Origin of the sequence: Streptomyces narbonensis, assembly GCF_014649015.1 — a bacterium.
GTDB lineage: Bacteria > Actinomycetota > Actinomycetes > Streptomycetales > Streptomycetaceae > Streptomyces > Streptomyces narbonensis.
This window is the reverse complement of record NZ_BMSF01000004.1, coordinates 424,928-438,590: the sequence shown is the minus strand read 5'-3', so window position 1 is coordinate 438,590 and position 13,663 is coordinate 424,928. Positions and strand designations below refer to the sequence as shown.

Genomic DNA, 13,663 nt, shown 5'->3' with positions numbered 1-13,663 from the left:
GCGGTGGGGTCGCCTGGGGGTGCGGGAGGAGCGTGAGGTGATCGCACGCGTACTCGCTTCGGTGCTCGTCCTCCCCGTGCCTGAGGGCGTCAGTGACAGGGCCCCCTTCGATCCCACCCTGCTCATTCCTTCGTGGTGCCGCGAGAAGGCTGTCCGGCTCTCAGGACCGTGAGGAGCATGTCGACCAGCTCTTTGTCGTGGTCCCTGGTGAGACGGGCCTGCGCGGCCGGCGGAGGGAGCCACAGCAGCCGTGAGACTTCACGGTTCGCTTCGAACGACCCGTCCGTGGCCTCGGCCGCCCAGTAGCGGACCTCTTTGGGGCGGCCCTGAGTCACATAGCGGACGGTGGCCAGTTCCATGCCGGGCTCGCAGGTCATGCCGGTCTCCTCCCGGACCTCGCGGAGGGCTCCCGGGAGCGCGCTCTCGCCGCGCTTCAGCTTGCCCTTCGGGTGGGACCAGTCCGACCACTTCGGACGGAAGATCACCGCGATCTCGATGCCGTGGCCGGAAGGCGACGGGCGCCACAGGACGCAGCCCGCCGCCAGGACCGGGGGCTTCCCGTTCATGAGACCGGGGCTGTCGCTCTTCGCCAGGCGTGCTGGAAGGCGAAGCGGGCGGCTTCCACCTCGTGGCGTTGGTCGGCGTGGAGGACCCCGAGGGCGTACGCCGTCGCCGGGGCGATCCGGGGGGTGCGGGCCGCCGCGGCGGCGGCCGCCGCGGCCTCGGCGGCGTCGCGGTGCCGGTCCAGGGCGCGGGCGGACTCGAACAGGACGGGGTCGGGCTCGCCGCCGGTGTGCAGGACCTCGGAGGCGTACCGGTGCAGGCGCAGCAGGTGCCGGGTCCGGTGCCAGGGCGCGTCCTGGGACTCGCCGGCCGCGAGGGCGAGGGCGTCGGAGTTGTACGGGTGGGCCGCCCGGGTCAGGGGGAGCGCGGCCACCGATTCGAGGAGGCGCCGCTCGGCGTCCCCGGCGGGCGCGTCGACGACCTCCGTGGCGGGGGCCGCTCCGGCCGGGCCGAGCGGTACCTCGGAGGCGAGGAGAGCGACGGCGTCGGCGACCGCGTGGAAGCGGGCGGAGCCGAGGGCCTGGAGCGCCGCCGAGTGGGCGCGGGTCCGGGCCAGGGTCAGCTGGCGTTCGAGGAGGGCGCCGGCGCGGGCGGCGCCCACGGTGAGGCCCGCTGCGGCTGCCCCGGAGCCTGTCTCCGTGCGGGCGCCCGGGTTCCTGCTTGTGGCCGTGGCCGTCCCGCCGCCGCGGGCCGCCGGGACCGGGCCGCCCGCGCTCGACAGGCGGGACAGGGCGTCCACCAGGCGGACGAGCCGGGACGTGCAGGCCTGTTCCAGGGCCAGGGTCCCGGAGAGCCAGGCCAGCTCGGTCCGCAGCTGGTCGGCCCAGGCCGCGTCGAGCAGCGGCCGGAAGGTGTGGAGGGTGCCGCTGATCCGGCGGGCGGCCGCCCGTAGCGTGCGGGCGGCCTCCTCCGCCCCGGCCGAGTCGGAGCCGCTCTCGCCGTGGACCCGCAGGCCGCGGAGGAAGTCCGCGGCCCGGGCGTGGAGATAGGGGGCCACGACCTCGCCCGCCGTGACGTCCCGCAGGGGGTCAAGGTTGTGCACGCCGGCGCCTCCGCGCGTCGATGAGCATCTCCTGGACGTGCCGCAGCGGCTTGCCCTCGGGGTCGGTCGCGTGCCGCGTCCAGTTCCCGTCGGGGCCGAGGTGCCAGGAGGAGGTGGTGTCGGACATCCCGGTCTCCAGGAGCCGGGTCAGGGCGGCCCGGTGGGCCGGGTCGGAGACCCGTACGAGGGCCTCGATGCGGCGGTCCAGGTTGCGGTGCATCATGTCGGCGCTGCCGAGCCAGACCTCGGGCTCGCCGCCGTTGCCGAAGGCGAAGACCCGGGAGTGCTCCAGGAAGCGGCCGAGGACCGAGCGGACCCGGACGTTCTCGGAGAGCCCGGTGACCCCGGGGCGCACGGCGCAGATGCCGCGGACCCAGATGTCGACGGGCACCCCGGCCCGGGAGGCCTGGTAGCAGGCGTCGATGATCGCCTCGTCGACCATCGAGTTGACCTTGATCCGCACGTACGCGGGCCGGCCGGCGCGGTGGTGGGCGATCTCCTTGGTGATCCGGGAGACCAGTCCGTCCCGCAGCGACTTGGGTGCGGTGAGCAGACGCCGGTACGTCTCGCGCCGCGAGTAGCCGGAGAGCCGGTTGAACAGGTCGGACAGGTCCGCGCCGACCTGGGGGTCGGCGGTGAGCAGGCCCAGGTCCTCGTACAGCCGGGCCGTCTTCGGGTGGTAGTTGCCGGTGCCGACGTGCGAGTACCGGCGCAGGAGCTCGCCTTCCTGGCGGACGACCAGCGACAGCTTGCAGTGGGTCTTCAGGCCGACGAGGCCGTAGACGACGTGGCAGCCGGCCTCCTCCAGCTTGCGCGCCCACTTGATGTTGGCCTGCTCGTCGAAGCGGGCCTTGATCTCGACGAGGACGAGGACCTGCTTGCCGGACTCGGCGGCGTCGATGAGGGCGTCGACTATCGGGGAGTCGCCGGACGTGCGGTACAGCGTCTGCTTGATCGCGAGGACGTCCGGGTCGGCCGCCGCCTGCTCCAGGAAGGCCTGGACGGAGGTGGAGAAGCTGTCGTACGGGTGGTGGAGCAGCACGTCCCGCTCGCGCAGCGCGGCGAATATGTCCGGCGCGGACGCCGACTCGACCTCGGCGAGGTCGCGGTGGGTGCCGGCCACGAACTTGGGGAACTTCAGCTCGGGCCGGTCCTGCCCGGCGATCCCGAAGAGTCCGGTGAGGTCGAGCGGGCCGGGCAGCGGGTAGACCTCGGCGTCGGAGACCTTCAGCTCGCGGACCAGCAGGTCGAGGACGTAGGGGTCGATGGACTCCTCGACCTCCAGGCGCACCGGCGGGCCGAAGCGGCGCCGCATGAGCTCCTTCTCCAGGGCCTGGAGGAGGTTCTCGGCGTCGTCCTCCTCGACCTCCAGGTCCTCGTTCCTGGTCACCCGGAACATGTGGTGCGCGAGCACCTCCATGCCGGGGAACAACTCCTCCAGGTGCGCCGCGATCACGTCCTCCAGGGGGACGTAGCGCTGCGGGGAGGCCTCCAGGAAGCGGGAGAGCAGCGGCGGCACCTTCACGCGCGCGAAGTGGCGGTGGCCGCTGACCGGGTTGCGTACGACCACGGCGAGGTTGAGGCTCAGGCCGGAGATGTAGGGGAAGGGGTGGACCGGGTCCACGGCCAGCGGGGTGAGGACGGGGAAGATCTGCTGGCGGAAGAGGGTGAAGAGCCGCGCCTGCTCCTTCTCCGTGAGTTCGGGCCAGCGGATGAGGTGGATGCCCTCGTCGGCCAGGGCCGGTGCCACGTCCTGCTGGTAGCAGGCGGCGTGCCGGGCCATGAGCTCGCGCGAGCGCGTCCAGATCTGCTCGAGGACCTCGCGGGGCTGGAGTCCGGAGGCGGAGCGGGTGGCGACGCCGGTGGCGATGCGGCGCTTGAGACCGGCGACCCGGACCATGAAGAACTCGTCGAGGTTCGAGGCGAAGATCGCGAGGAAGTTCGCTCGTTCGAGGAGGGGGGTGGTCGGGTCCTCGGCGAGTTCGAGGACGCGTTCGTTGAAGGCGAGCCAGCTTCGTTCCCGGTCGAGGAAGCGTCCCTGGGGCAGCTCGTCGCCGAGTGCGCCGTCGGCGACGTAGGTGTCGGGGTCGTCGTCCAGGGCGGCGGCGGTGGCCGCGTCGGCCGCGTCCATGCTGAGGGGGCGGTGTGCGGCTATGGAGCCGAGGGCCGCCTGGGGGGACGTCTTCGCGGTCGCCACGGTCTTCGCGGACGACTTCGCGGAGGCCTTCGTCGACGACTTCGCGGGGGCGTTCGCGGGCGTCTGGGCGGACGGCGTGGCGGAGGACTGGACCGGGACCTCGGCGGGCTGCTGGCTCATGGCCCCATTCTTCCGCGCGAAGAGGTCGTCGTGCGCGTCGGAGCGGGCCGTGGGGGAGGGCAGTCTCCCTTTGGGGAGGACCGCCCTGCCGGGCTTGATCACGGATCGCTTCATTGCGTGAGCGTCGCAAGCGCGTCTGAATGGCCGGTAACGACGACATGTCGTACGGGAATCGGGGGCGGGGCCGTGTCAGGGCCCCGCCCCCTTGATCGGTCTCGATCGGTTGAACGCTCTACGGGTGGCGGGCGCGCAGGACGCGGAAGGCGGCGTACAGCGCGACGGCGGCGAGGGCGAGGACGATGCCGGTCTCGATGAGCTGGATCGGCCAGTAGTGGGAGGAGGGGTGGTAGTCCACGTACTGAGCGACGACGTTCATGTCGGCAGGGCAGACGTTCCACACCTCGGTGCGCTGCCAGCAGGCATCGGACGGAAGCCGGTCGCCGGAGGCGGTGACGAGCCCGTACTCGTCCTGCCAGGAGGAGGCGGGCACGTTGGGGATCTCCATCCCCTCGGTGAGCGGTGCGGTCAGGGTCTGCACCGGCATGAGCGACCAGCGCAGCTGCCCGACGAGGAGCAGGACAAGCCCGGTGACCAGGCCGGTGAGGGCCATGGCGGTCACGGTCCGGCGGATCAGCTGGCCGATCAGGGCCCCGAGGCCGAGGGCGAGCAGAGCCTGCGCGACGAGGACGGGGCCGGTGGCCTCGTAGGTCCCCGCTTCGTACCACTGGAACGACCAGGTCCCGGCGACGTTTCCCCAGCCGAGGCGGTAGATGCCGATGAGCGCGACCGTGGCGGGGACGATCACCGCGCCGGCGGTCAGGAGCTTCGAGCCGAGCCAGCGGGAGGGGCTGACGGACTGGGTGAGGGCGAGCTTGTACGTGCCCGACTCCAGCTCCCGGGCGACCATCGGGCCCGCGACGAACGCGCCGACGATCAGGGGCAGCAGGATCATGGCCGAGGAGGCCCAGTCCATGGCGACCCGCAGGACGGTGTAGTCGAAGTTCCGGTCGGTGCCGGGGGTCGGGGTGTCGACGTACATGAGCGCGACCATGCTCGCCAGGCTGAGCAGGACGGCGCCCGCCACCAGCCACAGCGTCCGCCGGTACTGCCGGACCGTCACCCAGTAGGGGCCCTTCAGGGTGAGGGTGCTCATGCCGGGGCTCCTTCGGGGGTGGTGCGGAGGTGGGCGAGGAGGAGGTCTTCCAGGGAGGGTTCCTGGGTCTCCCAGGGGCCTTCGACCGGGCCCTCGTGGCGGATCAGGGCCGTGAGCTGACGGCCTGTCGTGCGGGACTCGACCACCGTGTGCGGGGCGAGGTCGGCGACGGGGCCGGTGAGCAGGGTGTGGGCGGCGAGGAGTTCGTCCACGGTGCCGTCGAGGCGGACCTGGCCGCCGCGGAGCAGGAGGAGGTGGTCGCAGGCGCCCTCCAGCTCGGTGAGGATGTGCGAGGACATGACGACGGTCGTGCCGTTCTCGGCCGCGTCGGCCATGAGCAAGCCCATGAGCTGGTGGCGGGCGAGCGGGTCGAGGTCGGCCATCGGCTCGTCGAGGAGCAGGAGTTCGGCGCGCTTGCCGAGGGCGAGCGCGAGGGCGACCCGGGTGCGCTGGCCGCCGGAGAGGTCGCGGACGAGCGCGTGCGGGTCGAGCTCGTCGGCCATCACGCGCTGCGCCGCGGTCTCGTCCCAGCGGCCCGGGTTGAGCTCGCGGCCCATGCGCAGGGTGTCGGCGACGGACAGCCGGGGGTGGAGCGGCTTGTCCTGGGCGACGTACGCGAGGTGCTCGCGGGGCGGGGCCTGGATCGTGCCCTCGGTGGGGCGCAGGAGCCCGGCGGTGAGGGCGAGGAGGGTGGACTTGCCGGCGCCGTTCGGGCCGACGAGGGCGCAGATCCGCCCGGCGGGGAGGGCGAAGGTGCAGCCCCGCAGCGCCCAGCCGCGGCCCCTCCCCCCGTATTTCTTGCCCAGGAGATCGGCCTCCAGCGCGATGCCGTCTCTCGTCATGCGTCGTCCCCCTCGAAGTGTTCCTTCAGTACGGATGTGAAGAGCGCGGACACGTCCTCGCGGTCCAGTCCGGCGGCGCGGGCGCGGCGGGCCCAGTCGGTGAGTTCGCCGCGCAGGGGCGAGTCGGCGGGGCCTGTGCCGAGCGTGGCGCGGACGAAGGTGCCGAGGCCGCGGCGGGCCTCGACGAGGCCTTCGCGTTCGAGCTCGCGGTAGGCCTTGAGGACCGTGTTGGGGTTGATGGCCGTCGATTCGACGACCTCGCGTGCGGTGGGCAGTCGGTCGCCGGGCTCCAGGAGGCCCATCCGGAGGGCCTGTTTCGTCTGCTGGACGATCTGGAGGTAGGTGGCGACGCCACTGCGCCGGTCGATGCGGTACTCGACCACGTTCCCTTCCACCACCCTTTCACTAATCAAGTAGTGAAAGGGTGGTGGAAAGAAGGGGGCGGTGTCAACCGCCCCCTGAGCAACAGGCGTTACAGAGCCCGTCGCGGAGCCCCTCGTGACCCTCCTACGACTCCGTGCGGTACATCAGGTCCACCTCGTGCGTCGTGAAGCCGAGGCCCTCGTAGACCCGCACCGCCGCCGTGTTGTCCGCGTCCACGTACAGCATCGCCGTCGGCAGTCCCTGCGCCGCCAGGTGCCGCAGGCCGATCGCCGTGAGCGCCTTGCCGAGGCCGCCGCCCTGCGCGTCGGGCAGGATGCCCACCACGTACACCTCGCCGAGCTGCTCCTCGGCGTGCGTCTTCGTCCAGTGGTAGCCGATCAGCTTCCCGTCCCGCTCCGCGAGGAAGAAGCCCTTCGGGTCGAACCACGGCTCGGCCGTCCGGTCGTCCAGGTCCCGCTGCGTGAGCGAGCCCTGCTCCGGGTGGTGTGCGAACGCGGTCGCGTTGACGGCGAGCCAGGCCGTGTCGTCCTGGCCGGGGACGAACGTACGCACGGTGACGCCCTCGGGCAGGACCGGCTCCGGGATGTCGAGCGGGGTCAGGGGCCGCCGCAGCTGGCGGAGTTCGCGGAAGAGCGTCAGGCCGAGGACCTGTGCGAGGTGCCGGGCCGCCGCCTTGCCGCCGTGCGCCCAGACGCGCAGCCGCTTGCCGGAGGCGGCGAGCAGGGCGGTGCCGAGTGCCCGGCCGTGGCCGCGGCCGCGGTGGGACGGGTGGACGACCAGCTCGGCGGCCGGGGCCTCGATCGGGTCGGTCTCCTCCAGCTGGGCGTAGCCGTAGAGGTGCGGGCCGACGGAGAGCAGGAAGTGGCGCACGCCCTCGCGGCGGCCGTGCCGCAGGTAGAGCCGCCCCTGCTCGGACACGGCGTGCAGCCCGTCGGTCCGGTCGGCGGCCTCGAGGAGCTCCAGTACGTCCTGGACCTGCTCGGGGGAGAGCTCGTCATACGTGTGGATCTGCCGTCCCGGTTCGAGGGCCGGCGCCGCGTCGGAAGTCATGGGTACGAGCCTACGGCGACAGCTCGTCAGCAAGAGGCAACTGTCTTGTAACCAGCTACCCCCTGTTGCGCTACGCGCGTTGACTCTAGGCTGCACGCGCAACGGGGAGTAGATCAAGGCCGCGAAACGGGGCAAGGGGACTAGGGGAGAGATGGCAGCGACACCGAGGAAGAACAAGACCGGGCGGCGGATTCTGGCCGCGGGCGCGGGACTGGCGACCGTCGGGGCGCTCTTCGCCGCGATGCCGTCGTCGGCGGGTGCCGCCGGAGACGGGTTCGCCGCCGAGGCCGCGAGCGGGAGCGGTTACGGGAACGGCAAGGGCTGGGGCCGCATGGTCGACGTCCAGCTCCTGTCCTTCAACGACCTCCACGGCAACCTGGAACCGCCGACCGGCTCGTCGGGCCGCCTCACCCGCCTCAAGGAAGACGGCACGACCGAGACCGTCAACGACGTCGGCGGCGTCGAGTACCTGGCCACGCACCTGCGGCAGGCCCGCCAGGGCAACCGGTACTCCGTCACCGCCGCCGCGGGCGACATGATCGGCGCCTCTCCGCTGGTCTCCGGGCTGTTCCACGACGAGCCGACCATCGAGGCGCTGAACAAGCTGAAGCTCGACGTGAGCTCGGTCGGCAACCACGAGTTCGACGAGGGCGCCCGCGAGCTGGCCCGCATACAGAACGGCGGCTGTCACCCGACCGAGGGCTGCTTCGAGGAGGGCAAGCGCTTCAAGGGGGCGAAGTTCCCGTACCTCACGGCCAACGTGACGGACGAGAAGAGCGGCAAGCCGCTGCTCGACCCGTACTTCATCTGGGAGCGCGACGGCGTCAAGATCGGCTTCATCGGCGTGACCCTGGAAGGCACGGCGAACATCGTCTCCGCCGAGGGCATCAAGGGCCTGAAGTTCGGCGACGAGGTCGAGACGATCAACAAGTACGCCAAGGTGCTGGAGCGCAAGGGCGTGAAGTCGATCGTCGCGCTGCTCCACGAGGGCGGCCTGCCCGCCTCCGGCGCGTACAACTACGACTGCGACACCCCGGGCGCCGGCGCCGGCATCTCCGGCCCGATCGTGGACATCGCCAAGAACGTGACCCCGCAGGTCGACGCCCTGGTCACCGGCCACACGCACCAGGCGTACGCGTGCTCGATCCCGGACCCCTCGGGCAAGCCGCGCACGGTCACGTCGGCGGCCTCCTTCGGCCGGCTCTACACCGACACGACGCTCACCTACGACCGTCGTACGAAGGACATCGTCCGCACCGCCGTCGCCTCCGCGAACCACGTCGTCACCCGTGACGTGAAGCCGGCCGACGACATGAGCAAGCTGATCAAGCGCTGGAAGGACCTGGCCGCGCCGATCGCCGGCCGTCCCGTCGGTCACATCTCCGCCGACATCGAGAACCCCCTCGATGCGACGGTGTACGAGAAGCCGCTGGGCAACCTGATCGCGGACGCGCAGCTGGAGGGCATGGCCCCGGCGGACAAGGGCGGTGCGCAGCTCGCCCTGATGAACCCGGGAGGCGTCCGCGCGCCGCTGACCCACAAGCAGTCCGGCGCCGAGGGCGACGGGGTCGTGACCTACGGCGAGGCGTACACCGTCCAGCCGTTCACCAACATGATGACGGCGGTCGACCTGACCGGCGCCCAGCTCGTCACCACGCTCCAGCAGCAGGTCAGCGGCCTCAACCTGGCGGCCCCGAAGATCCTCCAGGTGTCGAAGAACTTCACGTACACCCTGGACATGACGAAGGCCGGTGCCGACCGGATCGTGGTGGACTCGGTGCGGCTCAACGGTGAGGCGATCGACCCGGCGAAGACCTACCGGGTCGCGATGAACGAGTTCCTGTCCGGTGGCGGCGACGGCTTCGCTGTCCTGAAGGAGCACAAGAACAAGCTGGTCGGCGCGTCCGACCTGGACATGTTCACCGCCTACCTGGGGGCGCACTCCTCGGCCACCGCGCCGCTGACTCCGCCGGCGACGGGCCGCATCACGGTCGTCAAGTAGCCCTTCCGGGCCCCTGAGCGAGGGGGCGGCGGACCGTTCCGACGGGCCGCCGCCCCCTTTCGCGTACGTGCGGCAGACCTCTGGTGTGTTTGTCGTGACCCTGACATCATCCGCCCATGGAGCGACGACGTTTTCTCGTGGGGGCTCTCGCCGCCGGGGCCGGAGTGATGCTCGGGGCGCCCACCGCGTCCGCCGTGGACGTACGGGCCTGGATGGCGGCGCACGGGGACGGGACGGCCCTGCGGCAGCTGACCATCCCCGGCACCCACGACTCCGGCGCCCGCTTCGGCGGCCCCTGGTCCGAGTGCCAGAACACCACCATCGCCCAGCAACTGGACAGCGGCATCAGGTTCCTGGACATCCGGTGCCGGGTGACCGGCGGCTCCTTCGCCATCCACCACGGCCCCTCCTACCAGAACATGATGTTCGGCGACGTCCTCATCGCCTGCCGCGACTTCCTCGCCGCCCACCCCTCCGAGACCGTCCTCATGCGGGTCAAACAGGAGTACTCCTCGGACTCCGACGCCACCTTCCGCGCGATCTTCGACGACTACCTCGGCAACCGCGGCTGGCGGTCGCTGTTCCGCATCGGCGACACCCTTCCCGCCCTCGGCGAGGCCCGCGGCAAGGTCGTCCTCATCGCCGACAACGGCGGGCTGCCCGGCCTCAAGTGGTGGGACGGCGGGGCCATCGCGATCCAGGACGACTGGAACGCCCTGCCGAACGCCAAGTACCCCAAGATCGAGGCCCACTTCCGCGCGGCCGTCGAACAGCCCGGCAAGCTGTACATCAACTTCGTCAGCACGTCCGCGTCCCTGCCGCCGCGCTGGAACTCCGACAACCTCAACCCCCGGGTCCACGGCTTCCTGGACGGCACGGCGAACACCTGGAAGGGCCTCGGCATCGTCGCCATGGACTACCCGAACACCCGCTCAGGCCTCGTCGCGTCCCTCATCCGCCACAACTGACGGCGGCGGAGTCGGCGCGCCCGGCAGCCGGAGCGTCGCCACCGTGCCACCGCCCGGGGCCGGGGCGAGGATCGCCGAGCCGCCCGCCTGGTGGACCGTACGGGCGACGATCGAGAGCCCCAGGCCCGAGCCCGGCAGACTGCGGGCCGACGGGGAGCGCCAGAAGCGTTCGAAGACGTGCGGGAGCTCGTCCGGCGGGATGCCGGGCCCGTGGTCCCGGACCTTCAGCTCGCCCCGCATCAGGGTCACCTCGACCGCGCCCCGCGGCGGCGAGAACTTCACCGCGTTGTCCAGGACGTTGACGAGGGCGCGCTCGATCGCCGCCGGCTCCGCCCGTACGTACCAGGGCGCGAGGTCCGTGACGAAGGTCAGCTCCGGGCCGCGCAGCCGGGCCCGGTCCAGGGCCGAGCGGAGGATGCCGTGCAGCGGTACGACCTCCAGGGGCCCGGGCCGCGCCGTGTCCGGGCGGGCCAGCTCCTGGAGGTCGCCGATCAGCGCCGCCAGCTCCGTCATCTGCGCCTTCACCGAGGCCATCAGGGCCCGCCGGTCGTCCGCCGGGATCGCCCGGCCGGTCTCCTCGCTCCGCGCGAGCAGCTCGATGTTCGTCCGCAGCGACGTGAGGGGCGTACGGAGCTCGTGACCGGCGTCGGCGATCAGCTGCGACTGCCGGTCGCGGGAGGTCGCGAGCGCCGCCGTCATCGCGTTGAAGGAGCGCGACAGCCGGGCGATCTCGTCCTCGCCTTCCACCGGGATGCGGACGGTCAGGTCCTCGGTCGCGGCCACGTGCTCGACGGCCCCCGTCAGCCGGTCGACCGGTTCGAGACCGGTCCGTGCCACCCACAGGCCGGCCGCGCCGGCGCCGACGACGCCGATCCCGGAGACCAGGAGCAGCATCCAGCGCAGGGTGGACATCGAGTTGTCGACCTCGGCGAGCGGACGGGCGACGGAGACGGCGAGGGCGAGGCCGGGCGGGACCTGCTGCGGGTAGGTGTAGACCCGCATCTCCCGGCCGTCCTCGTCCTTCACCGTGTGCAGCGCGTACGTCAGCTGCCCGCGCGCCACCGCGAGGTCGGCGGGGCCGGCCGGGATCGGGGCCTGGCCGGAGGTACAGACGCTGCCGTTGGCGAGGATCACCTGCACCGTGTACGAGCCCCCCATCGGGGGCGGCGTCGTGCCCTGGCGGCACAGGGTGATCAGGGTGCCCACCGAGGCGTCGTCCAGCCTGCTGCTGCGCAGCGAGGAGTCCAGCTCGGCCTCCAGCTGGGCCCGCGTCACGAACCAGCAGGCCAGCGAGACCGCCGCCACCGCGACCGCCACCGCGAAGGCGGTGAGCAGCGCGAGCCGCGACCGCAGGGGCCGCGAGCGGAACCAGGCCAGGGGCCGGAAACGGGTCCTGGGAGGCGCTGAGCGGGCGCCACCGGTCCCGCTCACCGCGCCGGTCTCGGGGCCGGTCACTCTCCGCCGCCTCCCCGCAGGACGTAACCGACGCCCCGCACCGTGTGCACGAGGCGCGGCTCGCCGCCCGCCTCCGTCTTGCGCCGCAGGTACATCACGTACACGTCGAGCGAGTTCGAGCTCGGCTCGAAGTCGAAGCCCCACACCGCCTTGAGGATCTGCTCGCGGGTCAGGACCTGCCGCGGGTGCGCCAGGAACATCTCCAGGAGCGTGTACTCGGTGCGCGTCAGCTCCACCGTCCGCCCGCTCCGGGTCACCTCGCGCGTCGCCAGGTCCATCCGCAGGTCCTCGAAGGACAGCACGTCGTCGTCGGCCGGGGCCGCGGCGGCCGAGGCGTACGAGCTGCGCCGGAGCAGCGCCCGGATCCGCGCGAAGAGCTCGTCGAGCTCGAAGGGCTTCACGAGGTAGTCGTCCGCGCCCGCGTCGAGGCCGGTGACCCGGTCGCCGACGGTGTCGCGGGCGGTCAGCATGAGGATCGGCACGGTCGAGCCGGCCGCCCTGATCCGCCGGGCCGCGGTGAGCCCGTCCATCCGGGGCATCTGGACGTCGAGGACGACGAGGTCGGGGGCGTACGCCTCCATCCGCGCGAGTGCGTCGAGCCCGTCGACGGCGTCCTGGGTGTCGTACCCCTCGAAGGCGAGGCTGCGGCGGAGGGCCTCCCGCACGGCGGGCTCGTCCTCGACGATCAGGATGCGCTCGGCTTCGCTCTGCTGGCCAGTCATGGGCTCAGCCTCGCACGACGCCCGTTCGCCGGTCAGTTGTCGCCGCCCGCGCGCAGGCTGTCGAGGTCGGCCTTCACCGCGTCGATCGGAATGGCGAATCCGAGACCGACACTTCCGGCCGTGGAACCGTTCGAAGAACTGGGCGAATACATGGCCGAATTGATTCCGATGATCTCGCCCTTCATATTGATCAAGGCGCCGCCGGAATTACCCGGGTTGAGCGAGGCGTCGGTCTGGATCGCCTTGTACGTCGTCTTCGACGAGCCCGTGTCGCCGTTGAACTGCTGTCCGCCGAACTCGAACGGCCAGCCCTGCCGCGGGTCGTACCGCTGGCCCTGCTGCTGGTCCTGGCTGCCGCCGTCGTCGTCCTTGGCGACGGTCACGTCCCGGTCGAGCGCGGAGACGATGCCGCTCGTGACGGTGCCGGTGAGGCCCTCGGGGGAGCCGATCGCCACGACCTCCTCGCCGACCTTCACCCCGGACGAGTCGCCGAGCGTGGCGGCCCTGAGGCCGGAGGCGCCCTGGAGCTTGATCAGCGCGAGGTCCTTGTCGGGGTCCGTGCCGACGACCTCGGCCTCGTACTTCTTCCCGTCGCTGAGCTGGACGGAGATCGAGGAGGCGCCGGAGATCACGTGGTTGTTGGTGACGATCTCGCCGTCGGAGGTGATGATCACGCCCGAGCCGGTGGACTGGCCGGAGTTCGAGGTCGCGGAGATCTCGACGATGGAGGGGGAGACGGCCTGGGCGACGCCGGCGACCGTGCCGACGCTGCTCGCGGAGACGTTCGTGCCGTTCACGACCGAGGAGGCGGTGACGGGGCTGTCGGCGGTCAGCTGCTGGACGAGGGTCGCCGTGCCGCCGCCGACCGCCGCGGCCGCGATGGCCACGGCTGCGAGGAGCCCGACCCCCCGCTTGGCGCGACGGCGGGAGCCCGGAGCGGCGGCGGCCGCCGCGGTGGCGGCGACCGGGGGCTCGACGGGCGGCGGGACGTGCCCGCCGGACGGCCAGATCGTGGTCCCCGGCTCGGTGGTGATCGGCCGGGTCGGGGGGTACGGGGGCTGCGGCGGGTAGTACGGCTGCTGCTGTGGCTGCTGCTCCTGGAAGTCCGTCATGGCCACGACTCTCGGAGTCGTACATGAGAGCCGTCTGAGGACCGGCTGAGAA

Annotated in this window: 12 protein-coding genes; 2 read left to right on the top strand and 10 right to left on the bottom strand. The window is 71.9% G+C overall.

Features of this window, described 5'->3' with window-relative positions; all coding sequences use genetic code 11:
• Positions 1-122 precede the first annotated feature (122 nt).
• The 7 genes from IE124_RS10565 to mshD form a co-directional block, all read right to left on the bottom strand.
• Positions 123-566: an NUDIX hydrolase gene (locus IE124_RS10565; protein ID WP_189507145.1), complete on the bottom strand. Its 444-nt coding sequence runs from the start codon at positions 564-566 to the stop codon at positions 123-125.
• Positions 563-1,606: a CHAD domain-containing protein gene (locus IE124_RS10560; RefSeq protein ID WP_189507143.1), complete on the bottom strand. Its 1,044-nt coding sequence runs from the start codon at positions 1,604-1,606 to the stop codon at positions 563-565. Before IE124_RS10560 ends, IE124_RS10565 begins: the two co-directional genes overlap by 4 nt.
• Entirely contained in the window at positions 1,593-4,037 is a 2,445-nt protein-coding gene (locus IE124_RS10555) for an RNA degradosome polyphosphate kinase (protein WP_370468747.1), read from the bottom strand. Before IE124_RS10555 ends, IE124_RS10560 begins: the two co-directional genes overlap by 14 nt.
• Before the next feature lie 118 nt (positions 4,038-4,155).
• A complete protein-coding gene (locus IE124_RS10550; protein WP_189507140.1) occupies positions 4,156-5,076 on the bottom strand; it encodes an ABC transporter permease in 921 nt (306 codons plus the stop codon).
• Positions 5,073-5,918, bottom strand: a complete 846-nt coding sequence (locus tag IE124_RS10545) for an ATP-binding cassette domain-containing protein (protein ID WP_189507139.1) — start codon at positions 5,916-5,918, stop codon at positions 5,073-5,075. The genes IE124_RS10550 and IE124_RS10545 overlap by 4 nt, the downstream gene beginning before the upstream one ends.
• Complete coding sequence (locus tag IE124_RS10540) at positions 5,915-6,301, bottom strand: GntR family transcriptional regulator (RefSeq protein WP_141297796.1); 387 nt, start codon at positions 6,299-6,301, stop codon at positions 5,915-5,917. The genes IE124_RS10545 and IE124_RS10540 overlap by 4 nt, the downstream gene beginning before the upstream one ends.
• 124 nt (positions 6,302-6,425) lie before the next feature.
• On the bottom strand, positions 6,426-7,352 hold the full coding sequence (gene mshD, locus IE124_RS10535) for a mycothiol synthase (RefSeq protein WP_189507136.1): 927 nt from the start codon (positions 7,350-7,352) through the stop codon (positions 6,426-6,428).
• A gap of 151 nt (positions 7,353-7,503) precedes the next feature.
• Between mshD and IE124_RS10530 the strand changes: the two genes are divergently transcribed.
• Entirely contained in the window at positions 7,504-9,354 is a 1,851-nt protein-coding gene (locus IE124_RS10530) for a bifunctional metallophosphatase/5'-nucleotidase (protein WP_189507134.1), read from the top strand.
• 116 nt (positions 9,355-9,470) lie between these two features.
• Positions 9,471-10,322, top strand: a complete 852-nt coding sequence (locus IE124_RS10525) for a phosphatidylinositol-specific phospholipase C (RefSeq protein ID WP_189507132.1) — start codon at positions 9,471-9,473, stop codon at positions 10,320-10,322.
• Here the strand turns inward: IE124_RS10525 and IE124_RS10520 are convergent.
• The 3 genes from IE124_RS10520 to IE124_RS10510 all read right to left on the bottom strand — a co-directional run bounded on the left by IE124_RS10520 (position 10,287) and on the right by IE124_RS10510 (position 13,611).
• The gene (locus IE124_RS10520; RefSeq protein WP_189507245.1) at positions 10,287-11,699 is read right to left on the bottom strand and encodes a sensor histidine kinase; all 1,413 of its coding nucleotides are present in this window, start codon (positions 11,697-11,699) and stop codon (positions 10,287-10,289) included. The genes IE124_RS10525 and IE124_RS10520 overlap by 36 nt on opposite strands.
• A gap of 74 nt (positions 11,700-11,773) precedes the next feature.
• A complete protein-coding gene (locus IE124_RS10515) occupies positions 11,774-12,499 on the bottom strand; it encodes a response regulator transcription factor (RefSeq protein ID WP_189507130.1) in 726 nt (241 codons plus the stop codon).
• A 32-nt stretch (positions 12,500-12,531) separates the two neighbouring features.
• The gene (locus IE124_RS10510) at positions 12,532-13,611 is read right to left on the bottom strand and encodes a S1C family serine protease (RefSeq protein ID WP_189507129.1); all 1,080 of its coding nucleotides are present in this window, start codon (positions 13,609-13,611) and stop codon (positions 12,532-12,534) included.
• Positions 13,612-13,663 lie beyond the last annotated feature (52 nt).